This window comes from Sphingomonas sp. Leaf230 (genome assembly GCF_001421745.1).
GTDB lineage: Bacteria > Pseudomonadota > Alphaproteobacteria > Sphingomonadales > Sphingomonadaceae > Sphingomonas.
Genome location: NZ_LMKW01000008.1, coordinates 491,286 through 517,096, shown reverse-complemented (window position 1 = coordinate 517,096; position 25,811 = coordinate 491,286). Strand labels below are relative to the sequence as shown.

At 66.6% G+C, this 25,811-nt stretch carries 21 protein-coding genes; 14 read left to right on the top strand and 7 right to left on the bottom strand.

The annotated features are described in order from the left end of the window. Positions 1 to 177 precede the first annotated feature (177 nt). Positions 178 to 1,992: a DUF885 domain-containing protein gene (locus tag ASE82_RS07965; protein ID WP_056061821.1), complete on the bottom strand. Its 1,815-nt coding sequence runs from the start codon at positions 1,990 to 1,992 to the stop codon at positions 178 to 180. Positions 1,993 to 2,469: 477 nt separating this feature from the next. Continuing rightward, the gene (locus ASE82_RS07960; protein ID WP_082441373.1) at positions 2,470 to 3,558 is read right to left on the bottom strand and encodes a mannose-1-phosphate guanylyltransferase/mannose-6-phosphate isomerase; all 1,089 of its coding nucleotides are present in this window, start codon (positions 3,556 to 3,558) and stop codon (positions 2,470 to 2,472) included. 161 nt (positions 3,559 to 3,719) lie between these two features. Between ASE82_RS07960 and ASE82_RS07955 the strand changes: the two genes are divergently transcribed. The 5 genes from ASE82_RS07955 to ASE82_RS07935 all read left to right on the top strand — a co-directional run bounded on the left by ASE82_RS07955 (position 3,720) and on the right by ASE82_RS07935 (position 11,402). Continuing rightward, the gene (locus ASE82_RS07955; RefSeq protein ID WP_056061161.1) at positions 3,720 to 5,108 is read left to right on the top strand and encodes a TIGR03013 family XrtA/PEP-CTERM system glycosyltransferase; all 1,389 of its coding nucleotides are present in this window, start codon (positions 3,720 to 3,722) and stop codon (positions 5,106 to 5,108) included. Positions 5,109 to 5,127: 19 nt separating this feature from the next. Continuing rightward, positions 5,128 to 7,167, top strand: a complete 2,040-nt coding sequence (gene prsK, locus ASE82_RS07950; protein ID WP_235524617.1) for an XrtA/PEP-CTERM system histidine kinase PrsK — start codon at positions 5,128 to 5,130, stop codon at positions 7,165 to 7,167. Then, positions 7,164 to 8,522 carry a PEP-CTERM-box response regulator transcription factor gene (gene prsR / locus ASE82_RS07945; RefSeq protein ID WP_056061158.1) on the top strand — a complete coding sequence of 453 codons (1,359 nt, stop codon included), beginning with the start codon at positions 7,164 to 7,166 and terminating at the stop codon, positions 8,520 to 8,522. Before prsK ends, prsR begins: the two co-directional genes overlap by 4 nt. Before the next feature lie 103 nt (positions 8,523 to 8,625). Beyond that, positions 8,626 to 10,536, top strand: coding sequence for a tetratricopeptide repeat protein (locus tag ASE82_RS07940; protein ID WP_235524616.1), 1,911 nt, complete (start codon positions 8,626 to 8,628; stop codon positions 10,534 to 10,536). 62 nt (positions 10,537 to 10,598) lie between these two features. Further along, the gene (locus ASE82_RS07935) at positions 10,599 to 11,402 is read left to right on the top strand and encodes a DUF815 domain-containing protein (RefSeq protein ID WP_056061156.1); all 804 of its coding nucleotides are present in this window, start codon (positions 10,599 to 10,601) and stop codon (positions 11,400 to 11,402) included. 44 nt (positions 11,403 to 11,446) lie between these two features. Here the strand turns inward: ASE82_RS07935 and ASE82_RS07930 are convergent, their stop codons facing one another. Together ASE82_RS07930 and ASE82_RS07925 are read right to left on the bottom strand one after the other, a co-directional pair. Further along, on the bottom strand, positions 11,447 to 11,689 hold the full coding sequence (locus ASE82_RS07930; protein ID WP_056061153.1) for a hypothetical protein: 243 nt from the start codon (positions 11,687 to 11,689) through the stop codon (positions 11,447 to 11,449). A 98-nt stretch (positions 11,690 to 11,787) separates the two neighbouring features. Further along, the gene (locus ASE82_RS07925; RefSeq protein ID WP_056061148.1) at positions 11,788 to 13,569 is read right to left on the bottom strand and encodes an ABC-F family ATP-binding cassette domain-containing protein; all 1,782 of its coding nucleotides are present in this window, start codon (positions 13,567 to 13,569) and stop codon (positions 11,788 to 11,790) included. 97 nt (positions 13,570 to 13,666) lie between these two features. Here ASE82_RS07925 and ASE82_RS07920 point away from each other — a divergent pair, with 97 nt between their 5' ends. Genes ASE82_RS07920 through ASE82_RS07910 form a run of 3 tightly spaced genes read left to right on the top strand, consistent with a single transcriptional unit; the run spans position 13,667 to position 16,102 of the window. Then, positions 13,667 to 14,005 (top strand): hypothetical protein, encoded by a 339-nt coding sequence (locus ASE82_RS07920; RefSeq protein WP_235524615.1) that lies wholly within the window; start codon positions 13,667 to 13,669, stop codon positions 14,003 to 14,005. Between the two features lie 23 nt (positions 14,006 to 14,028). Further along, a complete protein-coding gene (locus ASE82_RS07915; protein WP_056061146.1) occupies positions 14,029 to 14,694 on the top strand; it encodes a response regulator transcription factor in 666 nt (221 codons plus the stop codon). Positions 14,695 to 14,704: 10 nt separating this feature from the next. After that, positions 14,705 to 16,102, top strand: a complete 1,398-nt coding sequence (locus ASE82_RS07910) for a sensor histidine kinase (RefSeq protein ID WP_082441372.1) — start codon at positions 14,705 to 14,707, stop codon at positions 16,100 to 16,102. A gap of 143 nt (positions 16,103 to 16,245) precedes the next feature. Here ASE82_RS07910 and ASE82_RS07905 read toward each other — a convergent pair whose 3' ends face one another. After that, on the bottom strand, positions 16,246 to 17,148 hold the full coding sequence (locus tag ASE82_RS07905) for a prephenate dehydratase (protein WP_056061144.1): 903 nt from the start codon (positions 17,146 to 17,148) through the stop codon (positions 16,246 to 16,248). A 146-nt stretch (positions 17,149 to 17,294) separates the two neighbouring features. On the opposite strand from ASE82_RS07905, the gene ASE82_RS07900 reads away from it, so the two are divergent. Further along, positions 17,295 to 18,014 carry a c-type cytochrome gene (locus ASE82_RS07900; protein ID WP_056061807.1) on the top strand — a complete coding sequence of 240 codons (720 nt, stop codon included), beginning with the start codon at positions 17,295 to 17,297 and terminating at the stop codon, positions 18,012 to 18,014. Between the two features lie 138 nt (positions 18,015 to 18,152). Here ASE82_RS07900 and ASE82_RS07895 read toward each other — a convergent pair whose 3' ends face one another. Together ASE82_RS07895 and ASE82_RS07890 are read right to left on the bottom strand one after the other, a co-directional pair. Next, entirely contained in the window at positions 18,153 to 19,037 is an 885-nt protein-coding gene (locus ASE82_RS07895; protein WP_056061140.1) for a TIGR00730 family Rossman fold protein, read from the bottom strand. A gap of 46 nt (positions 19,038 to 19,083) precedes the next feature. Continuing rightward, positions 19,084 to 19,737 (bottom strand): extensin family protein, encoded by a 654-nt coding sequence (locus tag ASE82_RS07890; protein WP_056061138.1) that lies wholly within the window; start codon positions 19,735 to 19,737, stop codon positions 19,084 to 19,086. A gap of 234 nt (positions 19,738 to 19,971) precedes the next feature. On the opposite strand from ASE82_RS07890, the gene ASE82_RS07885 reads away from it, so the two are divergent. The 5 genes from ASE82_RS07885 (at position 19,972) to ASE82_RS07865 (ending at position 25,788) form a co-directional block, all read left to right on the top strand. Further along, on the top strand, positions 19,972 to 21,126 hold the full coding sequence (locus ASE82_RS07885; protein WP_056061133.1) for a phosphoserine transaminase: 1,155 nt from the start codon (positions 19,972 to 19,974) through the stop codon (positions 21,124 to 21,126). A 195-nt stretch (positions 21,127 to 21,321) separates the two neighbouring features. Continuing rightward, positions 21,322 to 22,899: a phosphoglycerate dehydrogenase gene (gene serA, locus ASE82_RS07880; protein WP_056061130.1), complete on the top strand. Its 1,578-nt coding sequence runs from the start codon at positions 21,322 to 21,324 to the stop codon at positions 22,897 to 22,899. 151 nt (positions 22,900 to 23,050) lie between these two features. After that, the gene (locus tag ASE82_RS07875) at positions 23,051 to 23,371 is read left to right on the top strand and encodes an endonuclease domain-containing protein (protein WP_056061804.1); all 321 of its coding nucleotides are present in this window, start codon (positions 23,051 to 23,053) and stop codon (positions 23,369 to 23,371) included. Beyond that, positions 23,368 to 24,468, top strand: coding sequence for an ATP phosphoribosyltransferase regulatory subunit (locus tag ASE82_RS07870; RefSeq protein ID WP_056061127.1), 1,101 nt, complete (start codon positions 23,368 to 23,370; stop codon positions 24,466 to 24,468). Before ASE82_RS07875 ends, ASE82_RS07870 begins: the two co-directional genes overlap by 4 nt. 30 nt (positions 24,469 to 24,498) lie before the next feature. Beyond that, positions 24,499 to 25,788, top strand: coding sequence for an adenylosuccinate synthase (locus tag ASE82_RS07865; RefSeq protein ID WP_056061123.1), 1,290 nt, complete (start codon positions 24,499 to 24,501; stop codon positions 25,786 to 25,788). The last annotated feature ends 23 nt before the right edge of the window (positions 25,789 to 25,811 follow it).

Here is a 25,811-nt window from a genome sequence, read left to right as displayed (position 1 = left end):
GAGAGGGAAGGGTGGAAGCGATCCCGATCGATTTACCTGATCCTCCCCCGCAGGGGGAGGTGGCTGGCGCTTGCCAGACGGAGGGGGAGGTAAGGAATCACCGGGGTTGCGTGTCCTCCCCCTCCGTCACCTTCGGCGCCACCTCCCCCCGAGCGGGGGAGAATCAACCGACAGATGTCAAGCCCGCCCTCGGAGCGCCGCGATCCGCTCGTCGACGCGGCGTTCCAGGATCGTGAGCGGCATCGCGCCTTCCTTCAGGATGTCGTGGAACTGCTTCAGGTCGAACTTGTCGCCTAGCGCCGCCTTCGCCTTCATCCGTGCACGCGTCCAGGCCATGTGGCCGACCTTGTAGCTGCAGGCCTGGCCTGCCTGCGTGCAGTAGCGCTCCACTTCGCGCTGCGTGCGGGGCCGGGCGAAGCCGGTCGTCGCGACCATGTAGTCGGTCGCCTTCTCGCGGCTCCAGCGCTTCGCATGGATGCCGGTATCGACCACCAGTCGCGTCGCGCGGAACAGGAACGACTGGAGATACCCGGCGCGCTCCAGCGGCGACGCATAGGCACCGAGTTCGTCGGCGAGTTGCTCCGCGTACAGCGCCCAGCCTTCCGAATACGCCGAGAAGAAGCCGATCTTCCGCAGCGTCGGGATGTCCTTCGATTCCTGCGCGAGGCTGATCTGGAGGTGATGCCCCGGCACGCCCTCGTGATAGGTGAGCGACGGCAGCGTGTATTTCGGCCAGTCGCCGACGTCCTTCAGATTGACGAAGTAGATCGCCGGACGGCTGCCATCGAGTGAGGCGCGGTTGTAATAGCCGTTCGATGCGCCGTCCTGGATCTCGACCGGGACCGCGCGAATCTCGAGCGGCTGCGTCGGCACTTCCGAAAACGCCTGGGGCAGCTTGGCGTACATCGCCTTGATGCCGTCGTTCAGGCCGGCGATCAGTTCGGTGCGGCCCTCCGCGGTGTTTGCGTAGAGCTGGTCCGGCGTGACGTTCAGTTTCGCCAGCCGCTCGCCTACCGTGCCGGTCGTGAACCCTTGCGACTTCAGGATCGTGTCGAGCTGCGCGGTGATCTCCGCCACCTGGGCCAGGCCGATGCGGTGGACCTCGTCGGGGCTCATCGTCGTGGTGGTCGCCTGGTTCAACGCCATAGCGTAGATCGCATCGCCATTGGGCACGCGCCAGATGCCGTCGCCGGGCTTGGTGGTCGGCTTCAGTCGCTCGATCAGCGCGATCTGGCGATCGAGCGCGGGATACACTTTCGCGTCGACGATCTTCGCGGCGCGCGCCTGCCAGTCGCCGGTCAGGCCCTTTGCCGCCGCGCGCTTCACCAGCGACTGGACGATGCTCGACGTGGCGGCAGGCTGGCCGCGCAGTTTCCGCATCTGGCCGAGCGTCAGGTCGAGCGACCAGCCGGGTGCGAGCAGGCCGCGGGCCGCCTCGGCCTGCTGCATCGCGCTTTCCTGATCGAGCACCGTGCCGAACTGGTCGAGCCGCGACAAATACGCTTCGGCATCCGGGGTGGCGTTGATCGTGTGCGCGGTGTTGAGGAAATCCGGCACCTGGAAATAGGCGCCGCCCTGCTGGAAGATCCGGTAGGGGCGGATCGGGCTGTCCATGCCGAACTTCTCGGGCGCGGCGATCTGCGTGGCGAGCGAGTAGCGGACGACTTCTAGGTTGAGCTTGGCGGCGGGTGACAGGCCTGCGCCGTCGTAGCGAGCGAGACTGGCGAGCGCGGCCTTGGTCTCGGCGACGTCGCGCGCGCGCTTGTCAGGTGTGCGTGGCGACAATTGCCCCTTCAGCGATGCTAGCGGTCCCTTGTCGAGGCCAAGCGACGTCGCGAGTTCGGGCGACCGCGCGACGCTCGCCTGGAAGATCCGCTCGAAATCGGCGTTGAGCGCGGTATCGCCGCTCGACTGCGCGAAGGCCGACGACGGCAGCAGCGTAGTAGCGAGCGCGGCGACGCCCCCCGATGCGAGGAACTGGCGACGATCCATGACGAACTCTCCCGTGAACTTTGGCGCATCTAAGCCGATCTCCGCGCGGATCGCCAGCGCTTCGGAAACTGAATTTTGACGCGTCTGCGGCCGGAACCGGCGCGAAACATGCGCATATGGCGAAACCGCGGGAAACTGCCGGAACAAGCGGGGATATCGTCGGTTTGACCCGAGAGCCCGGCGGTGTCCTTACCCCCCCCGAAGGATGCCGTCGGGTGTATGCGTAGGTGAGGTAGACGTGCGAGACGAGACATTCAGGCGTGAAGCCGGCAGGCGTGAAGCCGGCAGGCGTGAAGCCGGCGCACGATTGCATGATGTCGGCGAGAGATTGCGCTCGTCCTGGCAGACTCCCACGGACACAATGATCACCGAGGACATCCCGACGCTGCTCACGCGCCTGTCGCAGGTGCCGAAGACCCGCAGGAAACCGTAATTTGATCGGTCCGGCGCGGGCCGGACCGATTCTATATCCTGACCTCAGCTGCTCGGCGTGATGTTCTTCGCGGCGTTTTTCATCGCCTCGATTAGCTTCTTCACTTCCTGACTGCGGCCGCGTCGCATGATGAGCACGTCGTTGCCGCTCGCGACCACGATCAAATCCTCGACGCCGACCAGCGAGACGCGGACGCCGTCGCTGCGGACGAAGCAGTTCTTCGTATCGATCGCGAGCACGTTGCCGTCACCGTGGCTGCGGTGCGCATTGCCGTCGCCGTCGGTGTCGCTGATCGCGTGGAGCGCGTCCCAGCTGCCGACGTCGTTCCAGCCCATCGCGACCGGCACGACCGCGACCCGGTCGGCCTTTTCCATGACCGCGTAATCGATCGAATCGTCGGGCGAGGCGGCAAAGGCGACCGCGTCGGGGTAGATCCGCGAGCCCTCGGTACGTGCCTTGTCCATTGCCTCCTGCGTGGCGGTCAGGATACCCGGATCGAACTGCGCGAGGGCTTCGAGATAGGCGTCGGCGAGGAACAGGAAGATCCCACCGTTCCAGGCGTGATCGCCACTGGCGAGCATTGACTGCGCTTTGTCGAGCGGGGGCTTCTCGACGAACCGCGCGACGCGGTTGACGCCGGGCTGCAGTTCGTCGCCGATCTGGATCCAGCCATAGCCGATCTCGGGTGCATCGGGTGCGATGCCGAATGTGACGAGCCACCCTTGGGTGACGAGCGGCATCGCTGCTTCGATCGCTGCGTGGAAGGCCGCGACATCGCCGATGACGTGGTCCGATGGCATTACCAGCAACGCGTCGCCACCACCGCCAGCAGCGATCGCCGCGAGCGCGATAGCAGGCGCGGTGTTGCGGCCGATGGGCTCGAGGATCAACGCCTGTGGGGTCGCGCCAGCCTCGGCGAGCTGCTGCTCGACGAGGTCCGCGTGACGCGCATTGGCGACAACGATCGGCGCGGCGAAGCGATCGCCGAACGCGCGGCCCGCGGTCAGCTGGAGCATCGTCTCGTCCGCGGTCAGCGCCAGCATCTGCTTGGGCATTTCAGGGCGCGACATGGGCCAGAGGCGCGTGCCCGAACCGCCTGAAAGAATAACGGGAACGATCTTACGTGCGGTCATGAAGCCTCCTGCTGGCGCCGAGCTATAACGTGGCAATTTCGCACGCCAATCGCCGAATGATCGGATTGCTATGCCGTCTTCAGGCTTTTTTGGTGTTTTACTGCGAAACGTGGCGTTCAGGTGTCGGAAGCGTTTACACTGGTGCGTCGGGATAGCGGACGATGATACGGCTCTTCAAGCATTACGTACCCTATGCGGTCCTCCTGCTCGGCTTGGTCGATGCGGTGTTGTTGATCGCGTCGGCTGAGATCGGCTGGATCGTCCGCGCGCATCAGATCGGCATGGAGGTCGGGCCGATCCATACCCGGATCGCGCAGTTGCTGACGTTCGCGCTGGCATTGCAGGTCTCGCTGGTCGCGGTCGGGGCGTACGGCGTCGCGTCGTTCCTGTCGCTGCGTTTTGCCGCCGCGCGGCTGGCGGTGGCGCTCTCGCTGGGCGTGATGTTCCTGTCGCTGATCTTCTTCCTCGTCCCCCCGCTCGCGCTGTGGCGATCGAACCTGCTCTACTCGACGGTGATTGCGACCGTCCTGCTCGTCACGGTCCGTGCGGTGCTCGGCAAGACGCTCGGCGGCGAGACGTTCAAGCGGCGGATCGTCGTGCTCGGCGCCGGCACGCGCGCGGCGCGGATCGAGACGCTGGCCGCGCAACCCGGCGTGAACTTCGTTGTCGCCGGCTTCGTCCGCATGGGTGAGGTCGAGCCGGTCGTCCAGAATGCGATGCCGCGCGCCGACATCCCCAATCTTGCCGCGCATATCGTCGACCAGAATGCGAGCGAGGTCGTGCTGGCGCTCGACGAACGCCGCAACGCGCTGCCGATGAAGGATCTGCTCCGCGTCCGCACCACCGGCGTGCAGGTCAGCGAGATATCGAGCTTCCTCGAACGCGAGACGGGACGCATCGACCTGAAGAGCGTCAACCCGTCCTGGTTGATCTTCTCGGACGGGTTTGCCTCCAGCCGAATGCTGTCGAGCGTGTTCAAGCGCGCGTTCGACATCGTTGCCAGCGGGCTGCTGCTGGTCGTCACCTTGCCGATCATCCTGCTCACCGCGATCGCGATCAAGCTCGAGTCGAAGGGTCCCGCTTTCTATCGCCAGCGTCGCGTCGGGCTCTACAACGAGGGCTTCGATATCCTGAAGCTGCGGTCAATGCGGCAGGACGCCGAGGTCGCAGGCAAGGCAGTTTGGGCGGCGGAGGACGATCCGCGAATCACGCGCATCGGTCGCTTCATCCGGAAGGTGCGGATCGACGAACTGCCGCAGACCTGGACCGTGCTGAAGGGCGAAATGAGCTTCGTCGGCCCACGTCCGGAACGGCCGCAGTTCGTCCAGCAACTCGAGGAGCAACTGCCGTTCTACGCCGAGCGGCATATGGTGAAGCCCGGGATCACCGGCTGGGCGCAGATCAATTATCCCTATGGCGCGTCGATCGAGGATGCGCGCCACAAGCTCGAATACGACCTGTATTACGCGAAGAATTATTCGCCGTTCCTCGACATGCTGATCCTGTTGCAGACTCTCCGCGTGGTGTTGTGGCCGGCGGGGGCGCGATGATTTTTGTAGCTGACAGCGCGTGATCGCGACCCTGGTCCTGTGGAGCCATGCGCTGGCCGCGTTGCTGTTCGGCGCGGTGGCGCTTGGGCAGATGCGGCGGCCGAGCGGGCATTGGCCGCATCGCGCATTGCTGGTGGCGCTGGTCGCGACCAGCCTGTGGGCGCTCGCGGTCGCGGGGATCGGCGCGCAGGACATCGCGACTCGCGTCGCGGCGAGCGGTCGCGATGTCGCCTGGCTCGGGTTCATGCTGGCAATGGTGCGGCGCGATCGTACGGGCAACCGGGCGCTGGACGCGGTGTATCTGGTGGTGACGACGCTCGCCGGTGCGGCGGCGCTGCTCGCGTTCGTGGAAGTTGCCGTCCTTCACGACGAGGCATTCGCCGCGGTCGCGTCCGCCCGCCGAATGCTCGGCATGATGGAGGCGGTGAGCGCGCTCGTCCTCACGCATCACCTGTATCAGGCGGCGCCGACATCGCGGGGCGGAGTCCGTATGGTGATGTTGGCGCTTGCGGCGATGTGGGGCGTCGACCTGTTGGTGGCGGCATTGGCCTATGCCTCGACGGTGGCAGCGCCGATCGCGTTCGTCGCGCGGGGCGTCGTGATGATCGGCGTCGCGGCTCTGCTGGTCGTCGGCGTGCATCGCAGCGGCGAGTGGACGCTCGCCTTGTCGCGACCGATCGCGGTGCGTGCATTGTCGGCGATCGCGTTGGTCCTCTACGCGGGCATCACCGCGCTTGCGACCGCCATCGTCGCCAGCCTTGCCGGGCCCTATGCGCGGGTGGCGCAGACGGCGATCGTGTTTGGCGCGACGGCGATGGTGGTGGCGCTGCTGTCGACGCCCTGGCTGCGGGCTTGGGCCAAGGTGAAAGTGGCCAAGCACCTGTTTCGCCACCGCTATGACTACCGTGCCGAGTGGCAGCGCTTCACCGATACGCTGGGCCGACCCGATTCCGGTGTGGAGTCGCTCGATTGTCGCGTGGTGAAGTCGATCGCCGACCTTACCGACTCGCCCGGGGGGCTGTTACTGGTTCCCGACGGGGCGTCGCTGGGCCTTGGCGCGACATGGAACTGGGTTGGGGTCGCCGATGGCCCCCGTGACGAGACGTTGGCGCGCTATCTCGCGCAGGACGCGCGGATCATTGAACTGGACCGCGTCCGCGCCGGCACGGCGCCAAGCGACGACCTGGCAAGCGTTCCCGAGTGGCTGCGCGACTGTCCCGAGGCGTGGGCGATCGTGCCTTTGGTGCACGGGGGCACGCTGGTCGGCGCGATCGTGCTGGCGCGACCGCCGGTCGACCGTGCGCTCGACTGGGAGGATTTCGATCTGCTTCGCGTCGCGGGGCGACAGGCGGCGAGTTATCTTGCCGAGGACCGCGCGCATGCGGCGCTGGCCGACGCGGCGCGGTTCGACGAGTTCAATCGGCGGTTCGCGTTCATCCTGCACGACATCAAGAACCTCGTCAGCCAGTTGACGCTGGTCGCACGCAACGCCGAGCGGCACGCCGACAATCCCGATTTCCGCGTCGACATGGTCGCCACCCTCAAGGACTCTTCCGATCGCATGAACGCGCTGCTCGCCCGCCTTTCGCAGCACGGACCCGTCCGCGGCGAACCGCTTCAGCCGATCGACGTCGCCACCATCGTCGAGCGAGTCGCGGCCGATCGCAAGGCGCAGCACCCGATCGTCGCGCGCGGCGGTCCGGCCTACGCACTGGGGCACGCGGCCCGAATCGAACAGGTGCTGGGGCAGCTCGTCCAGAACGCGGTCGAGGCTAGCGCTGCGGATGCGCCTGTTTTGCTGGCGGTCGAGACCGTCGGTGAACAGGTCGCGATCGACGTGATCGACCATGGCTGCGGCATGACGCCGGCCTTCGTCCGCGACCAGCTGTTCAAGCCGTTCGTGTCGTCCAAGCCCGCCGGCTTCGGGATCGGCGCGTTCGAGGCACGACAACTGGTGCACGCGATGGGTGGCGCGCTCGATGTCGTCAGCCGCGAGGGGGAGGGTACGCGCTTCCGCATCCTGCTGCCCGCAGTTGCGGCGCTGGAGGTGGCGGCGTGAGCAGTGACGAGCGCCCCGTCCTGCTAATCGTCGAGGACGATCTCGGGCTGCAACGGCAATTGCGCTGGGCGTATGAGGGGTATGAGATCGTCGTCGCGAGCGATCGGGCGCAGGCGCTCGACGCGGTGCGCGCGCATGAGCCCGCGGTCGTGACGCTCGATCTCGGCCTGCCGCCCGATCCGGACGGAGTCACCGAAGGGTTTGCGACCCTGCGCGATATTCTAGCGATGAAGCCGGATACCAAGGTGATCGTCGCCTCCGGGCACGGCGCGCGCGACAGTGCGTTGCAGGCGATCGCGGATGGCGCCTGGGACTTCTATGCCAAGCCGATCGACATCGACGCGCTTGGCATGATCGTCAGCCGCGCGTTTCACGTCCATGCGCTGGAGGCCGAGAACCGCCGGCTCGCCGCGCGGATCGACGCGGGCGGGTTCGGCGGGTTGATCAGCGCTTCGCCCGAAATGGCGGTGGTGACCCGCACCCTGGAGCGAGTTGCGCCTGCCAATGTCTCGGTGATGCTGCTCGGCGCGAGCGGTACCGGCAAGGAACTGCTCGCGCGCGGACTGCACGACGCGTCGCCGCGGTCGCGGGGGAATTTCGTCGCGATCAACTGCGCGGCGATCCCCGAGACGTTGCTCGAAAGCGAGCTGTTCGGTCATGAGAAGGGCGCGTTCACCGGCGCGGTGAAGACCACCGAGGGCAAGATCGAGCAGGCCGCGGGCGGCACGTTGTTCCTGGACGAGATCGGCGACGTTCCACTCGCGCTTCAGGTGAAGCTGCTGCGGTTCCTCCAGGAGCGCGTGATCGAACGCGTCGGTGGGCGCAAAGCGATCCCGGTCGATACGCGGATCGTCTGCGCGACGCACCAGAACGTCGACGCGATGGTCGCGGACGGGCGGTTCCGCGAGGATCTGTATTACCGGCTCGCGGAGATCGTCGTGCGGATACCGGCACTGGCCGAGCGGACCGGCGACGCGGTGCTGCTCGCGCGCCACTTCGTCACGCGCTATGCCCGCACGATGAACCCCGTCGTCACCGGCCTGGCCCCCGATGCGCGTGCTGCGATCGACGGCTGGGGTTGGCCCGGCAACGTCCGCGAGCTGGAGAACCGGATCAAGCGCGCGGTCATCATGGCCGACGGCAAGCTCGTCACGGCGACCGATCTCGACCTCGACGGCAAGGGCGAGGAGGCCGCCGCGCTCAACCTGCGCGCCGCTCGCGAACTCGCCGACCGGAAGGCGATCCGCCAGGCGCTGGCGCGCGCCGACGGCAATATCTCGGGCGCATCGCGGTTGCTCGGGATCAGCCGTCCTACCCTGTACGACCTCCTGAAAAGCTATGATCTCCATGCCTGAGACCGGATCCGCGGCGACGCACACGCATCGTTATCCGTTGCTGAGCCGGGGCCGGCGTCGGCGCCTGAAGATGCGCGGCGTCGTTACCGCGAGATATACACGCTTGGTTGCGATCGGCGTCCTGTGTCTGCTGATCGTCGGTATCGCGATCGCCCTCGCGACTCGTCCGCCGCGGCCAGATGCGCGTCGGTCGCTGATCGACAGCCTGACGACGCTGGCAGCAGGGAACTACAGTGCCGCGCGGACCAACGCGCAGGCCGCCATTAAGGCTGCCCCGACGTTGGGGATCGCGCATGCGGTACTGGCGCGCGCATATCTCGAACTCGGCGACGGGCTTGCGGCGGAGGCGGAACTGGCGCGGGCGACCGACGCGGGGTTGCCCGCGGATCGCCTGCATCAACTTCAGGCACATGCGCGATTGTTGCAGGGCGACCCCGATGACGCGATCGACGAGGCGGCGCAGGCGCAACCGCGGTATGCCGGGTACGCTGCGCGAATCCAGGCACGGGCGCTGGCGTCGCAAGGCAAACCGGTAGAGGCGCAGGCGGTGCTTCGGGCGCTGCTCGAGCAGGTGCCGAACGATGGCGCGGCGTGGACTGATCTTGGCCGTGTCCGGTTGACGGCGGGCGATGTCGGTGGCGCGTCGGTCGCGGCGGTGCGCGCGGTGACGCTGGCGCGGGGCGAACCTGCGGCGCTGACGTTGCAGGGGGAGGTCATTCGCAGCCGCTACGGGCTCGTTGCCGCGCTGCCGTGGTTCGAGGCGGCGTTGCAGCGCGACGCCTATTATCACCCCGCGCTGATCGAATATGCGGCGACGCTGGGCGAGGCGGGGCGGAATGCCGACATGCTGGCGGCGACACGTCGCGCGCTGTTGGCGCGGCCGGGCAGCCCGCAGGCGCTGTACCTCCAGGCGGTATTGGCCGCGCGCGCAGGACGCATCGATCTGGCGCGCGGGCTGCTGCAGCGAACCGGTGGCGCGGTTGCTGGTTTGCCGGGTGCGATGCTGCTGTCGGGCAGTCTCGATTATGCGGAAGGCAAGTTCGAACAGGCGGCGGTGACGTGGCGACAGTTGGTTGCGATCCAGCCCCTCAACGTGACGGCGCGCCGATTGCTCGGTGCGGCGCTGCTCCGGTCGGGGGACGCGCAGGCCGCGCTAGGCGTGCTGAGGCCGATCGGGCTGCGCGCCGACGCGGACAGTTACTCGCTGACGGTGATCGCGCGGGCGTTCGACGCGACCGGGGATACGTCAACCGCGGCGCAATTCCTTGATCGTGCGGCGGGGGGGCGGACGGCGCCCGCCGGGATCTTCGCCACGGACGATTCGGTCGGCGCATTGTTGGCCGTCGCCGATGCCGCGTCGAACGACCCGACCTATGTGCTGGGGGTGATCCGCGGCCAGATCGCGCGTGGGGATACTGCCGGCGCAATTGCTCGGGCGCGTGCGCTCGTCACGGCGAGCCCCGGCGCACCTGCCGCGCAACTTGCGCTTGGGGACGCACTGGTTGTTGCCGGGCGCTATCCCGAGGCGGCCAGCGTCTATGCGCGTGCCGCGGATCTGTCGTTCGACGAACCGACGATGCTGCGTCTTGTCGATGCGCTTGGGCGAGCCCGGCGTGCGCAGGACGCGGCGGCCTCGCTGGCGCTGTATCTTTCGCAGAACCCGCAAAGCCTGACCGGATTGCGCCTACTGGGGCATTGGCAGGTCGCGTCGGGGGACTGGGACAAGGCGATCGAGACGCTGGAAGGCGTGCGGCGAAGGGTCGGCAATCGCGATGGCGGCGTGCTGGTCGATTTGGCGCTCGCCTATGCGGGCAGTGACGATGGCGCCATCGCGGTGCGCTATGGCAAGGCTGCGTATAGCCTCGCGCCGATGAACGCGGCCGCGGCGGACGCTTACGGCGTCGCCCTGGCAGCGAGCGGGAATAGTGATGGTGCGCGCCAATTGCTCGACAAGGCGGTCCGACTCGCGCCGGGCGATGCGGTGATTGCAGGCCACCGCCGTCAGCTTGGCTGAACGCTGCTGGTCCTGCCTTCGGAACCCTTGCCTCTAGGTGAGCGTGTCGTCAGAAGCCGCGCATGACCGATCCGCTGGACCGCATCGCCGCCGCACTCGAGCGACTGTCGCCACCGCCACCACCGGCTGCCGATCCGCGCGCGCATCCTGCGTATGTCTGGCGTGGTGGAGTGCTCCAGTCAGCCCGCGGGTTTGCGCCGTTGCCGCTCGATATGCTGATCGGTGTAGATCGCCAGAAGGCGTCGCTGCTGGCCAATCTGCGCCATCTCGCGGCGGGGCATGCCGCGCAGGACGTTCTGCTGTGGGGCGCGCGGGGAACCGGTAAGTCTGCGCTCGTCAAAAGCGCGGTGGCTGACGTGCAAGGTTCGGGCGGCGACATTGCGCTGGTCGAGGTTACCGAGCTTGCCGGACTGCCGACGCTTTTCGCGGCCTTGGCACAGGTGCAGCGCGCGTTCGTCGTGTTCGTCGACGATCTCGGGTTCGATGTTCCGGCCGAGGCGCGTGCGCTCCGGTCGATGCTGGAGGGTGGGGCGGAACCCCGGCCTGCCAATGTCCGATTGCTGGTGACCGCCAATCGCCGACATCTGGCGCCGCGGGACATTGCCGAACAGGAAAGCGCGATCAATCCGCGCGACTCGGCGGACGATCATCTGGCGCTGTCGGATCGCTTCGGCCTGAGCCTGGGCTTCCATGCGCTTGATCAGGACGGGTATCTTGCGATCGTTGCGGCCTATGCGGCGACACATGACCTGGAGTTCGAACCGGGCGAGGCCATCGGTTGGGCTACACGTCGGGGCAGCCGATCGGGCCGCGTCGCGTGGCAATATATAGTCGATCTAGCCGGTCGCGCTGGCAAGGCGTTGTAACCTTCAAAACGGTGGGCCGGTGCCGAAGCACCGGCCCGGCAACATCAGTTGCTGTCCGAATCGTCGTCGTTGTCGTTGACGATGGCGATAACGCCGATCGCTGCAACGCCAGCTACGATCAGGAGGGCGAAGATGCCGCCGCCGCCTGCGAGCTCGTTCTTGCCGGACGTTGCCGAGCCAACGCGTGCGTTCGCAACCGACAGGCTGGCAGGAGCAGCCGACGCTGCAACCGAGGTGGTCATCATTGCAACGGCAAGTGCGCCGCCGGTAAGGGCCTTGAGCTTCATATACATCTCCGCATTAAACAAACAGAACTGCCGCAACGCAGCAATCACACCGTGGTTCCCGTATTGACCGAAGATGGAAACGTCCAGCTAAATCTAGTTCAAGAAGTTCCCTCGACCATTTCTGCAAGCTCAAGCCAACGCAGCTCCGCGGCCTCCTTTTCGGCGCGGGCAGCATCCATCGCTTTGGTCAGCTTCGCGAACGTCGCATTGTCGCGCATGTAGAGGTCGGGCTTCGCCAGCTTGACCGCATCGGCTGCCATCTGCACGTCGAGTTCCTCGATTCGCTTCGGCAGCATTTCATAGTCGCGCTGGTCCTTGTAGGTCAGTTTCGCGCGGGGGGCGGCAGCGATGGGGGCGGTCGCCGCGACCTTCTTCGAAGCGCGCTTGCCTGTGGTCGTCGACACGCGACGCTTTTCCCAATCCTCGTATCCGCCCGCGACCACGTCGACCGTGCCCGAACCATCTAGCCCGAGCGTGATCGTCACGGTGCGGTCGAGGAAGTCGCGGTCGTGGCTGACGATCAGCACGGTGCCGTCGTAATCGCCGATCACTTCTTGCAACAGGTCGAGCGTCTCGAGATCGAGATCGTTGGTCGGCTCGTCGAGCACCAGCAGGTTCGAAGGCTTGGCGAACTCGCGTGCCAGCAGCAGGCGCGAGCGTTCGCCACCCGACAGCGAGCCGATCTTCGCGTCGACCATGTTCGGGTCGAACAGGAAGTCCTTCAGATAGCCGTGGATGTGCTTGCGCACGCCGAGCACGTCGATCCATTCGCCGCCGTCGACGACGACCTCGCGCACCGTCTTCTCGGGCGCCATCAGGCTGCGCTGCTGGTCGATCACGACCGCATCCAGCGTCTGGGCCAGCTTGATCGTGCCGCTGTCGGGCTGGATCTCGCCGGTCAGCAGCTTGAGCAGGGTCGACTTGCCGGCGCCGTTGCGGCCGACGATGCCGATGCGGTCGCCTCTGGTTACACGAAGCGTCAGGTCGCCGATGATCGTGCGGTCGCCGTAGACCTTGGTGACGTTCTTCGCGTCGATCACGACCTTCGACTTCGTGTCGTCGCTGGCGGTCGTCAGGTTCGCCGAGCCCTGCGGCCCGATCATCGAGGCGCGTTCGGCGCGCATCTCGTGCAGCTTGGTCAGGCGGCCCTGGTTGCGCTTGCGCCGGCCGGTGACGCCGCGGAGCAGCCAATGCTCCTCCAGCTTGAGCCGCGCGTCGAGCTTCTCGGCTTGGCGCTGTTCCTCGGCATAGACCTGCTCGGTCCACGCCTCGAACCCGCCGAAACCGATCTCCGCACGCCGGATCGCGCCGCGATCGAGCCACAAGGTCTGCTTCGTGAGTCGGGTCAGGAAGGTACGATCATGGCTGATGACGACGAACGCGCCGCGGAAGCGCTTGAGCCAATCCTCGATCCATTCGATCGCACCGATGTCGAGATGGTTGGTCGGCTCGTCGAGCAGCAGCACGTCGGGGTCCTGCGACAGCGCGCGGACGATCGCCGCGCGACGCCGCTCGCCGCCCGACGCGGAAGCCGCCTCGCGCGACAGGTCGATGCCGAGCTGATCCGCGATCGAATCCGCCTCGTAGTTCACCGGCGCGTCGTCGCCCGCCATCACATAGTCTCGCAGCGTCGCGAAGCCGCGCAGGTCGGGCTCCTGCTCGAGGATGACGACGCGGGTGCCGGGGACTATCGTCCTGCGGCCCTCGTCCGCCTGGACGCTGCCGCCGAGCAGTTTGAGCAAGGTCGTCTTGCCGGCGCCGTTGCGGCCGATGAGCGCGAGCCGGTCGCGCGGTCCGATATGGATGTCGAGATTGCGAAAGAGCCATCCCGAGCCCTGGACGAGTCCGAGGCCTTCGAATGCTAAGATTGGTGCTGCCATGTTCGCGCCACGTAGGGGTGCGAAGTGATGCAGGCAAGTTACACCGCGCGGGCTTCGTGCTGTCGGCGGCCTGTCGCGATCATTCACAGGCTGTTCAATGCGGGAGGCCTATGTCACCGACATGAAGATGCTGCTTTTCCTTGCAACCCTGGCCGCTGCGCCGTTCCTGATGGGTGCCGCACCCATGCTGGCGGGCGAGCCTCCGCAGCGCCGCAGCGACCAGATGTCGGCGTTGCAGGCGCGCAAGACCGGAGCGCCGTCTTTGCGCGAGATCGAGTCGCGCGTGATCCCGACGATGCGGGGTGCGCAGTATCTCGGCTCGGACTATGATTCGGGCAGCGCCATTTACACGCTGAAATTCCTGCGCGATGGAACCGTCATCTGGGTCGACGTCGATGGCCGTAACGGCCAGATCGTCGGCCGCACGGGTCGCTGAACACTGTAATCGAGAGGATTGTCATGCGCGTTCTGATCGTCGAGGACGAGCCGAATCTCGGCCAGCAATTGAAGAATACCCTGGAAGGGGCCGGCTATGCGATCGACCTCGCGGTCGATGGCGAGGAAGGGCATTTCCTAGGTTCGACCGAGAATTACGACGCGGTCGTGCTCGATCTGGGGCTGCCGGAAATCGACGGGCTGACGGTGCTCGACCGCTGGCGCAAGGAGGGCAAGACGATGCCCGTGCTGGTGCTCACCGCGCGCGACAGTTGGTCGGACAAGGTCGCCGGGCTCGATGCCGGCGCGGACGATTACGTCGCCAAGCCGTTCCAGAGCGAGGAGCTGATCGCGCGTCTGCGTGCGTTGATCCGGCGTGCGTCGGGCAATGCCTCGTCCGAGCTGACCGCGGGCGATATCCGCCTCGACACGCGCAGCGGCAAGGTGACGCGCGCTGGCGAGCCGGTGAAGCTGACCGCGCAGGAATACAAGCTGCTGAGCTATCTGCTGCACCACAAGGGCAAGGTCGTAAGCCGTACCGAGCTGATCGAACATATCTACGACCAGGATTTCGATCGCGATTCGAACACGATCGAGGTGTTCGTCACGCGAATCCGCAAGAAGCTCGGTCAGGACGTTATCACGACGATCCGCGGGCTTGGCTACAGCCTCGAAGATCCGGACGCCTGATCGGCTGACGATGGACAGCGCGCCGGTCACAGACACGCCGATAGCGGACGGGCCGATCCGCGTGCCCGCCGCGGTCAAGGGATCGCTGTCGCGGCGGATGATCCTGATTGCGGCGGTGTGGATCGGCGTGCTGCTCAGCGGCGGTGGGTTCGCGCTCGACCGGGTGCTGTCGGCGGCGGTGACGCGTAATTTCGACGACCAGCTGGAATATGTGCTGCGGTCGCTGCTCAATGCGTCGGAGATCGGGCCCGAAGGCGAGGTGATATTCACGCGTGAAGCGGTCGCCGACCAGCGGTTCCTAGAGCCTGGTTCGGGGCTCTATTATCAGGTGTCCTCGAAAGGCCAGGATGATCTGCTGTCGCGTTCGCTGTGGGATCGGAAGTTGGCATTCGGTGGCCCGCACAACGACCGCACCGCGCATTTTTACGACAGCACGCAGTTTCCCGATGAGAAGCTGCGGATCGTCGAGCGCGACGCGGTCATTCCGGGCTCGAAGGTGCATTGGCGCTTCCAGGTCGCGCAGGCCCGCGATGGGCTCGACGCGCAGATAACGACCTTGCGGCGGACGCTCGTGCGCAGCTTCGCGCTGCTTGCGCTCGGGCTGATCGTGATGGCGGCGCTGCAGACGTTTTACGGGCTGTGGCCGCTGCGGCGGGTGCGCGAGGAGATTGCGAGGATGCGGGCGGGCCAGTCGAACCGCGTGTCGAGCGCGATGCCGGTCGAGGTCGCGCCGATGGTCGAGGAACTGAACGCGCTGATCGAGCATAACGAGCGCCAGGCGGAGGAGGCGCGGCGGCATGCCGGCAACCTCGCGCATGCGCTGAAGACGCCGTTGACGGTGATCATGAACGCGGCGACGGCGCAGTCGGACGACCTCGCCGACACGGTGATCCGCGAGGCGCGGACGATGCGGCGGCAGGTCGACCATCACCTCGCGCGGGCGCGGGCGGTCGGGCGGCGGGGATCTGCGCATAGTCGAGCGGATGTGTGGCCCAGCCTGGAGTCGGTCGAGCGGGCTGTCGGTCGGCTTTACCGGCATGTCCGGATCGACGTGACTGGGCCGCGTGGGCTTCAGGTGCATGTCGAGCGGCAGGATCTCGACGAGATGCTCGGCAACCTGATCGAGAACGCCGCGAAATATGGTGGCGGCAGCGTGTTCGTGACGGTGGGCGCGCAGTCTGGCTTCGTCGAGTTCCTGGTCGAGGACGACGGGGTCGGCATCCCGGAAGAGGAGCGGGTGCGCATCTTCGATCGGGGTGTGCGGCTGGATACGGGGAAGCCGGGGACGGGGCTTGGGCTGGCTATCGTGCGCGATGTGGCGGAGATTTACGAGGGGACGGTTGCGCTTGAGGAGAGCGAGGATCTTGGTGGGTTGCTCGTGCGGTTGCGGTTGCCAGCAGCGAACTGACGCCGTTTCGATCCTCCCCCGCAAGGGGGAGGTGGCGCGAAGCGACGGAGGGGGAGGACACGGAACACACGTTGTCCTCTGCCTCCCCCTCCGTCTGGCGAGGGCCAGCCACCTCCCCCTAGCGGGGGAGGATCAGTGTCATATCACCCCCGCGATCTTGCCTGCCGATACGTCCCCAGCACGCGCAGCCACTTCGAATGGAATCCCAGTTCCTCCAGCGCATGGTCGAGGTTCGCGTCACCCGGCTTCCCCACTACGTCCGCATAGAATTCCGTTGCGGAGAAGCTGCCGTTGCGCTGGTAGCTTTCGAGCTTGGTGATGTTCACGCCGTTGGTCGCGAACCCGCCGACCGCCTTGTAGAGAGCGGCGGGGACGTTCCTGACCTCGAAGATCAGCGTCGTCATCCATTCGCCGCCGACCGGCTCCTGCGCAGCGGGCGGCTTGCCGCCGCGCGCGAGGACCACGAACCGCGTCGTGTTGTGGTCCGCATCGGCGATGTCGGTCGCGAGCAGGTCAAGGCCATATAGCGCGGCAGCGGCGGGCGGTGCGAGTGCGGCGATCGCCGGGTCGCCCAGCTCCGCGACAACCGCCGCTGCGCCAGCCGTATCGGGATAGCTCACCGGCTCGATCCCGTGTGCCTTCAGCCAATGCCGGCACTGCCCGAGCGCCTGCGGATGGCTCATCGCCTTGCGGATGCCGTCGCGCGGGCCGCATGCCATCAGCGCGTGGCGGATCGGCAGGAAATGCTCGCCGGTGATGACCAGCCCCGATTCGGGGAGCAGGAAATGGATGTCGGCGACGCGGCCGTGCAATGAATTCTCGATCGGAATGATCGCGCAATCGGCGCGGCCGTCCTTCACCGCGTCGATCGCGTCGGAGAAATCGAAACAGGGCAGGGGCAGGCCGTCCGGGAACGCCTCGACCGCGGCGACATGGCTGTTCGCGCCCGGTGCACCCTGGAACGCGACGGCGCGCGCGGGCTCTGCGGCGGCTGCGGCGGTCATCCGCGCGACGATCGGGCGGGCGGGTGCGGCGAAGTTTTCCATGCGCCGAGCGCCTAAAGCGCGCTGCCTGCCTGTTCAAGCCGCGTAAAGCGCCGCCGCCCGCCATACACCCGCCCTTCAAGCGCGGCTTGCGGTGCACGCCCGCGTTTTCTATGGCTATCCCAAACAGAACAGGGCGGATGCACAAGATGGACAATCGGACCAATACGATCGCCGGCTGGGTGCTCGCAGGCTGTGGTGCGGCGCTCGGGCTGTCGATCGTCGGCGGGATGATGTTCCACGGCGAGCGCCCCGAGAAGATGGGCTATGCGATCGAGGGCGTCGTCGCCGAGGGCGGCGAGGGCGCGGCCGCCGAAGTGCCGATCGCCTCGCTGCTGCCGACCGCCGACGCCGCCAAGGGCGCCGAAGTGTTCAAGAAGTGCGCTGCCTGCCATACCATCAACCAGGGCGGCGCGAACGGCGTCGGCCCGAACCTGTACGGCACGGTCGGCGAGGAAATCGCCAAGGGCAAGGCCGGGTACGCCTTCTCGTCGGCGCTGGCCGGGATCGGCGGCAAGTGGGACTTCGACAAGCTGAACGCGTGGCTGACCTCGCCGCGCAAGTTCGCGCCGGGGACGAAGATGACCTTCGCCGGGCTCGGCAATGCGCAGGACCGCGCGAACGTGATCCTGTATCTGAACCAGCAGGGTTCGAACCTGCCGTTGCCGGCGGCACCTGCTGCTGGCGCTGCTCCGGCGGCGGCCAAGGATGCGGCGGCCAAGGATCAGCCGGCGACGGCGAATGCGGCGGAGGCTGCGGCTACGAAGGGCGCGCCGACTGCGGACATCGCGAATACCGGAACGCCCGCGTCGGGTGCGCCGTCGGTTGATCCTGAGGCTGCTCGCAAGGGCGCCCGCTCGGAAAAGTAGCCGCTTCTCCCTCTCCCCTGCGGGGAGAGGGCTGGGGTGAGGGGCTGTTCCAGGTGGAGCATTGCTTGGCTGCCCCTCACCCCGACCCTCTCCCCGGAAGGGGGAGAGGGAGCAGAAGAGTACTTCCCCCGGGAAGGCTCAGCCCTCGGCCGCTTCCTTCTCCGCCCGCTCGCGATAGAACGACTGCACCGCATCCCAGGCCTCGTCGGCGGTCTCGACGTAGCGGAAGATCCCGAGGTCCTTCTCGCTGACGACGCCTTCCTCGACCAGCGCGTCGAAATTCACGACCCGCTCCCAGAAAGCCCGTCCGAACAGCAGCACCGGGATCGGCTGGATCTTGCCCGTCTGGATCAGCGTCAGCAGCTCGAACAGTTCGTCGAACGTCCCGAACCCACCCGGAAACGCCGCGAGCGCCCGCGCGTGCAGCAGGAAGTGCATCTTCCTGAGCGCGAAATAGTGGAACTGCACCGACAGCGACGGGGTGACGTACGGGTTCGGCGCCTGCTCGTGCGGCAGGACGATGTTAAGCCCGATCGACTCGGCGCCGACATCGTCAGCACCGCGATTGGCGGCCTCCATGATCGACGGACCGCCGCCAGAACACACCACGAACTGCCGCCAGCCACGCTCGTCGCGCGGCAGCACGCTGACCTTCGCCGCCAACTCGCGCGCGACGTCGTAATATTTCGACTTCTCGACCAGCCGCTCGGCGATCTTCTTCGACTTCTCATCCGTAGCGAGCTTCAACAATGCCTGCGCCTTCGACGGCTCGGGAATGCGCGCGGAGCCGTAGAACACGAAGGTCGATCCGATCTTCGCCTCGTCGAGGACGAGTTCGGTCTTCAGCAGTTCGAGCTGGAACCGCACCGGTCGCAGGTCTTCGCGCAACAGGAAATCCATGTCCTGGAAGGCGAGCCGGTAATGCGGGTGCTGCGTCTGGGGGGTGGAAACGGAGTCGCGGGCGGACTCGGCATCCTGGCTGGCGTTCGGAAAAACGCGCGATGGTACTCGTGTATCGGTCATTCAGGCGCGATTAGAGGAAACGCGAGGGGAGGGCTAGAGCGGTGCGCTAGCGGCAGAAATTGGCGTGATCGTCTTCGAGATGGAGGTGGTTGCGGTGCGCGGCGTTGTAGTCGGGGCTGAGCACCGTGCCGAAGCGCTTGCATGCCGAGGCGCGGATCGTCTGGAGGAATTGGCGGACCTGCGGGTCGGCCGAGTTCCAGTCGTTCAGCACCGTGATTCGCCGCCCGTCTTTCAGCACGAACCCGCCGACGTCGATCGCGTTGGCGATCGCGTGGCCCGAGCGGCGGCTGGTGTTGCGCGCGGAGCCGACGACGTTGCGGCATGCGTAACTCCCCATGCTGTCGATCCGCGCCAGTTCGCTGCCGAGCATCTGATACGCGGCCGGCGCGACCGCATTGCGCGTCCAGCCGATGAACGCGCGCGCCGCGCCGCAGCGGACCGCGGTGAGGTTGGCGACGGGGACGCCGATATCGACGAGCTTCACGGTGCCGTTCAGGCCGCATCCGGGGCCGGTCTCGCGGTCGGGCAGGACCTGGAACGAGACGTGCAACTCGCGCAGGTCGGCGAGGCACTGCGCGGTTTCGCGGTTGCTTGGGACTGAGAGGTTGGGGCGAGTCTTGGTCGGTGCCGTGGGGCGATCGGCACGTCCGCAGCCGGCTAAAGTCAGTGCGAGAGCCGCTACTACCACCCACTCCGTCATGCCGGGCCTGTTCCGGCATCCACTCATCATCTTGTCCCCCATGCCAATGGCCGTGCGGCACGGTGGACCCGGGAACAAGCCCGGGGTGACGGAGCGAGTTTGGCGCACGGTGGGGCGAGTCCCGCCGCCGCGCGCTCGCAATCGAACGCGGTTGACACCCCCGTGAACGCCGTTAGGGCCGGCGACGGGCCACGCGGTCCCAACGCCGCGCGTGCTCTCTGTGAGGAGAGATACATGACTGATACGACCTACGCACCCGCTACACATGCGCCTGCTTTGCCTGCTACGACGCCGGCACGTCCCTTTTTCAGCTCCGGTCCCTGCGCGAAACCTCCGGGTTGGTCCGCGGACAAGCTCGCCACCGACTCGCTCGGTCGCTCGCATCGCTCGAAGATCGGCAAGACCCGCCTTCAGTACAGCATCGACCTGATGCGCGAGCTGCTGAAGCTCCCCGAAACGCACCGCATCGGCATCGTCCCCGGTTCCGACACCGGCGCGTACGAAATGGCGATGTGGACGATGCTCGGCGCCAAGCCCGTCACCGCGCTCGCCTGGGAAAGCTTCGGCGAGGGCTGGGTCACGGATGCTGTGAAGCAGCTCAAGATCGATCCCACGGTGGTGCGCGCCGATTACGGCCAGCTGCCCGATCTGGACGCGGTCGACTGGTCGAACGACGTGCTGTTCACCTGGAACGGCACCACCAGCGGCGTGCGCGTGCCGAATGCGGACTGGATCCCGGACGACCGCGAGGGGCTCTCGTTCGCCGATGCGACGTCGGGCGTGTTTGCGTACGATATCGACTGGACCAAGATCGATGTGGCCACCTTCTCGTGGCAGAAGGTGCTCGGCGGCGAGGGCGCGCACGGCGTGCTGATCCTCGGGCCGCGTGCGGTCGAGCGGCTGGAGACCTACACGCCCGCGTGGCCTTTGCCGAAGGTGTTCCGCCTCGTCTCGAAGGGCAAGCTCGCCGAAGGCGTGTTCAAGGGCGAGACGATCAACACGCCGTCGATGCTGGCGGTCGAGGATGCGATCTTCAGCCTTGAATGGGCGAAGTCGCTGGGCGAAGACGGGCTGATCAAGCGGTCGGATGCGAATGCGGCGGCGCTCGACAAGATCGTGGCGGAGCGTGACTGGCTGGGGCATCTGGCGGTCGATCCGGCGACGCGGTCGAAGACCAGCGTGTGCCTGACGGTCGAGGGTGCGGACGAGGCGCTGATCAAGGCGATGGCTTCTGCGCTTGAGAAGGCTGGCGCGGCGTATGACGTGGCGGGTTACCGCGACGCGCCTCCGGGCTTGCGGATCTGGTGCGGCGCGACCGTTGATACCGCCGATATCGAAGCGCTCGGCCCCTGGCTCGACTGGGCCTACGCGACCGCCAAGGCGGCCTAACTAGCTACCGCGTCTTTTACGCCCTCCTTCCAACAATCACCCCCATTCCGTCATCCCGGCGCACGCCGGGACCCATGGACACGGAGCATTCGCTCATGAAGCGAACCGCTACCGTGGGTCCCGGCTTCCGCCGGGATGACGGGGGAGTTGGAATAGGGACGCGCCCCAATTCACTGAATTCACAGGAGCAATCCCATGCCTAAAGTCCTCATCTCCGACAAAATGGACCCCCGCGCCGCCCAGATCTTCCGCGAGCGCGGCGTCGAGGTCGACGAGATCACCGGCAAGACGCCTGCCGAACTGATCGCGATCATCGGCGAGTATGACGGCCTCGCGATCCGCAGCTCGACCAAGGTGACCAAGGAAATCCTCGAGCACGCTACCAACTTGAAGGTCGTCGGCCGCGCCGGGATCGGCGTCGATAACGTCGATATCCCCGCCGCGTCGGCGAAGGGCGTGGTCGTGATGAACACGCCGTTCGGCAACTCGATCACCACCGCCGAGCACGCGATCGCGCTGATGTTCGCGCTCGCCCGGCAGCTGCCGGAAGCTGACGCTTCCACGCAGGCCGGCAAGTGGGAGAAGAATCGCTTCATGGGTGTCGAGCTGACGTCGAAGACGCTCGGCCTGATCGGTGCGGGCAATATCGGTTCGATCGTCGCCGACCGCGCGCGTGGCCTGAAGATGAAGGTGGTTGCGTTCGATCCGTTCCTGACGCCCGAGCGTGCGATCGAGATCGGCGTCGAGAAGGTCACGCTCGACGAACTGCTCGCGCGCGCCGACTTCATCACGCTGCACACGCCGCTGACCGACCAGACGCGCAACATCCTCTCGGCCGAGGCGCTCGCCAAGACCAAGAAGGGTGTCCGCATCATCAACTGCGCGCGCGGCGGCCTGATCGACGAGGTCGCGCTGAAGGCGGCGCTCGATTCGGGGCAGGTCGGCGGGGCCGCGCTCGACGTGTTCGTCGAGGAGCCCGCCAAGGCATCGCCTCTGTTCAACACGCCGAACTTCGTCAGCACGCCGCATCTCGGCGCGTCGACGACCGAGGCGCAGGTCAACGTCGCGATCCAGGTCGCCGAGCAGATGGCCGATTTCCTGATGTCGGGCGGCGTCACGAACGCGCTGAACATGCCGTCGCTGTCGGCGGAGGAAGCGCCGAAGCTGAAGCCGTACATGGCGCTGGCGGAGAAGCTCGGTTCGCTGGTCGGGCAGCTGACGACCGGTGCGGTGTCGCGGATTTCGGTGCATACCGAGGGCGCGGCGGCGGATCTGAACGCGAAGCCGATCGTGAGCGCGGTGCTCGCCGGCTATCTCCAGACGCAGACCGCGACCGTCAACATGGTCAACGCGCCGGTGCTGGCGCGTGAGCGTGGTCTCGAAGTTCGCGAAGTGCGTACCGAGCGTGAGGCGGATTACCACACGCTGCTGCGCGTCGCGGTGAAGACCGAGGACGGCGAGCGTTCGGTTGCGGGCACGCTGTTCGGCGATTCGGCACCACGTCTGGTCGAGCTGCTTGGGATCAAGATCGAGGCCGATCTGGCTGGGCCGATGCTGTATGTCGTCAACGAGGATGCGCCGGGGTTCATCGGTCGTTTGGGGACTGCGCTTGGCGAGGCTGGGGTGAACATCGGGACGTTCCATCTTGGGCGTCGTTCGGCTGGCGGTGAGGCGGTGCTGCTGCTTTCGGTCGACGAAGCAGTGACCCCTGACCTGCTGACCAAGGTCCGTGCGCTGCCAGGCGTGAAGACCGCAATGGGCCTCAACTTCTAACAAGACTCCCTCTCCCCTTGGGGAGAGGGTAGGGGAGAGGGGCAGTACCAAGAGATGGCGTTTGGGGCGCCCCTCTCCCCGGCCCTCTCCCCAAAGGGGAGAGGGAGTCGTGACCAAAACCGATGACATCATGCTGGGCCGAGCGAAGGCAATGCGGTCCGGACAGACCGGGCCGGAAATGCGGTTCTGGTACGAAGTTCGCGCCAAGCGCTTCCAAGGGGTGAAGTTCACCCGCCAGGTCGTGATCGGTGCGTTCATCGCGGATTTCGTCGCGCGTTCGCACATGCTGGTCGTCGAGCTTGACGGCGATACGCACACCGACCAAGCACGCGACGCCCGCAGGACGGCGTGGCTGGAAGAGCAGGGATATCGGGTGATCCGTTTCGCCAATACCGATGTGATGACCAATCTCGAAGGCGTTTTGCAGGTGTTGGGCGATGCACTTGTCACACGCGTGGACCTGACACGATGACCGCACTCCTCCCCGAAGGCTTCCGAGATCGCCTCCCCCCGTTCGCCGATTCGGCCGCGGCACTAGAAGCCCGCGTGCTCGAAGCTGCGCGCCTTCATGGTTACGAACGTGTCGACCCGCCGCTCGCGGAATTCGCCGACGGTCTGGAAATGCGCCTCAAAGCTGGTGGCCTCCATGACGCAGTGCGCTTCGTCGATCCGGTGTCGCAGCGCACGCTCGCGATCCGGCCTGACATCACCGCACAGGTCGCGCGGATCGCTGCCACGCGGATGGGGCACCACCCTCGGCCGGTTCGGCTGAGCTATGCGGGGTCGGTGCTTAAGCTGCGGGCGTCACAGCTCGCGCCCGCGCGTGAGACCCGGCAGATTGGCTGCGAGCTGATCGGCTTGGACTCAGTCGCCGCCGCGCAGGAACTCGTCGCGGTCGCAGTCGACATGATCGCCGCCGCCGATGTTACCGGCGCGTCGATCGACTTCACGCTCCCCGACCTGGTGCCAACGCTGGCCGCTGGACCACTGCCGGTCGCGGATGACCTCGTCGCAACCTTGCGCGATCGCCTCGACGCCAAGGACGCCGGTGCCGTCGCCGCGCTCGCCCCCGCCTATCTTCCGTTGATCGAAGCCGCCGGGCCGTTCGACCAGGCGATGGACCGCCTCCGTGCGTTCGACACGACCGGTGCGCTGGCTTCCCGCCTCGACGGTCTCACGCGAATTGCCGAAGCGATTGACGGTCGCGTCGCGCTGACGCTCGACCCGACGGAGCGGCACGGGTTCGAATACCAGAGCTGGCTCGGCTTCTCGCTCTTCGCCGACGGCAGCGCGCGGGAAGTGGGTAGGGGCGGCACCTACACCATTGTCCACGAGAACGGCGCCGAGGAAGCTGCCACCGGCTTCTCGCTATTCGCCGACGCCTTGGTTGAGCGCGTCGCTACCGTCGATCGCCGCCGCCTCTTCCTTCCGTTCGGCACGCCCGCCAGCGAAGGTGCAGCAATGCGCGCGCAAGGCTGGGTCACCGTCGCCGCTCTCGACGCAGGCGATACCCCCGAAGCACAAGTCTGCACGCATCTATGGGTGGCGGGCGAGCCCCGCGCGCTGTAGGCGCTGCGCGTAATCCTCAGGAGATAGAGTTTGGCCAACGTAGCAGTCATCGGCGCGCAATGGGGCGACGAAGGCAAGGGCAAGATCGTCGACTGGCTCGCCGAGCGTGCCGACATGGTCGTGCGGTTCCAGGGCGGGCACAATGCCGGCCACACGCTGGTCGTCGGCGATAACGTTTACAAGTTGTCGCTGCTGCCGTCGGGTATCGTCCGCGGCACGCCGTCCTTCATCGGCAATGGCGTGGTGCTCGATCCCTGGGCACTGAAGGACGAGATCGCGCGGCTCGGGGCGCAGGGCGTCGTCGCGACGCCGGAGACGCTGCGGATCGCCGATACCTGCGCGCTGATCCTGCCGTTCCACCGCGATCTCGATGGTCTGCGCGAGGATGCGAGCGGTGCCGGCAAGATCGGCACGACCCGCCGCGGGATCGGGCCTGCGTATGAGGACAAGGTCGGCCGTCGCGCGATCCGCGTTTGCGATCTCGCGCATCTCGACGATCTCGGGCCGCAGCTCGATCGCCTCACCGCGCATCACGACGCGCTGCGTGCAGGGTTCGGCGAGCCGCCGATCGACCGCGCGCGCCTGATCGCCGAGCTGCGCGAGATCGCCGGCTTCGTGCTGCCGTTCGCCAAGCCGGTCTGGCGCGATCTCAACGCCGCGCGTTCGGCCGGCAAGCGGATCCTGTTCGAGGGCGCACAGGGCGTGCTGCTCGACGTCGATCACGGCACGTATCCTTTCGTAACCTCGTCGAACACGATCGCGGGCGCAGCGGCCGGCGGTTCCGGCCTCGGGCCATCGGCGGTCGGCTTCGTGCTCGGGATTGCCAAGGCTTACACGACACGCGTTGGTTCGGGGCCTTTCCCGACCGAGCTCGAGAACGAGACGGGCGAGCGGCTAGGCGTGCGCGGGCATGAGTTCGGGACGGTCACGGGGCGGAAGCGCCGCTGCGGCTGGTTCGACGCGGTGCTCGTTCGCCAGGCGGCCGCGGTTGGTGGGATCACCGGGATCGCGCTGACCAAGATCGACGTGCTCGACGGGTTCGAGACCGTGTCGATCTGCACCGGCTACAAGCTGCGGGGAGAGACGCTCGATTATTTCCCGGCGCATGCGGCGGACCAGGCGCTGGTCGAGCCGATCTACGAGACGATGGAAGGCTGGCAGGAGACGACTGCCGGTGCGCGGAGCTGGGCCGACCTGCCGGCGCAGGCGATCAAGTACATTCGCCGGATCGAAGAGCTGATCCGCTGCCCGGTGACGTTGGTGTCGACCAGCCCGCAGCGTGCCGACACGATCCTCGTCCGCGATCCATTTTCGGACTGAGCGGACACTAAAAAGCCGGGCGA

Coding starts and splice junctions, on each gene's coding strand:
- ASE82_RS07965 (WP_056061821.1), bottom strand. CDS start 1,992: ATGGATCGTCGCCAGTTCCTCGCATCGGGGGGCGTCGCCGCGCTCGCT.
- ASE82_RS07960 (WP_082441373.1), bottom strand. CDS start 3,558: ATGACCGCACGTAAGATCGTTCCCGTTATTCTTTCAGGCGGTTCGGGC.
- ASE82_RS07955 (WP_056061161.1), top strand. CDS start 3,720: ATGATACGGCTCTTCAAGCATTACGTACCCTATGCGGTCCTCCTGCTC.
- ASE82_RS07935 (WP_056061156.1), top strand. CDS start 10,599: ATGACCGATCCGCTGGACCGCATCGCCGCCGCACTCGAGCGACTGTCG.
- ASE82_RS07930 (WP_056061153.1), bottom strand. CDS start 11,689: ATGAAGCTCAAGGCCCTTACCGGCGGCGCACTTGCCGTTGCAATGATG.
- ASE82_RS07925 (WP_056061148.1), bottom strand. CDS start 13,569: ATGGCAGCACCAATCTTAGCATTCGAAGGCCTCGGACTCGTCCAGGGC.
- ASE82_RS07920 (WP_235524615.1), top strand. CDS start 13,667: ATGCGGGAGGCCTATGTCACCGACATGAAGATGCTGCTTTTCCTTGCA.
- ASE82_RS07915 (WP_056061146.1), top strand. CDS start 14,029: ATGCGCGTTCTGATCGTCGAGGACGAGCCGAATCTCGGCCAGCAATTG.
- ASE82_RS07910 (WP_082441372.1), top strand. CDS start 14,705: ATGGACAGCGCGCCGGTCACAGACACGCCGATAGCGGACGGGCCGATC.
- ASE82_RS07905 (WP_056061144.1), bottom strand. CDS start 17,148: ATGGAAAACTTCGCCGCACCCGCCCGCCCGATCGTCGCGCGGATGACC.
- ASE82_RS07900 (WP_056061807.1), top strand. CDS start 17,295: ATGGACAATCGGACCAATACGATCGCCGGCTGGGTGCTCGCAGGCTGT.
- ASE82_RS07895 (WP_056061140.1), bottom strand. CDS start 19,037: ATGACCGATACACGAGTACCATCGCGCGTTTTTCCGAACGCCAGCCAG.
- ASE82_RS07890 (WP_056061138.1), bottom strand. CDS start 19,737: ATGACGGAGTGGGTGGTAGTAGCGGCTCTCGCACTGACTTTAGCCGGC.
- ASE82_RS07885 (WP_056061133.1), top strand. CDS start 19,972: ATGACTGATACGACCTACGCACCCGCTACACATGCGCCTGCTTTGCCT.
- serA (WP_056061130.1), top strand. CDS start 21,322: ATGCCTAAAGTCCTCATCTCCGACAAAATGGACCCCCGCGCCGCCCAG.
- ASE82_RS07875 (WP_056061804.1), top strand. CDS start 23,051: ATGCGGTCCGGACAGACCGGGCCGGAAATGCGGTTCTGGTACGAAGTT.
- ASE82_RS07870 (WP_056061127.1), top strand. CDS start 23,368: ATGACCGCACTCCTCCCCGAAGGCTTCCGAGATCGCCTCCCCCCGTTC.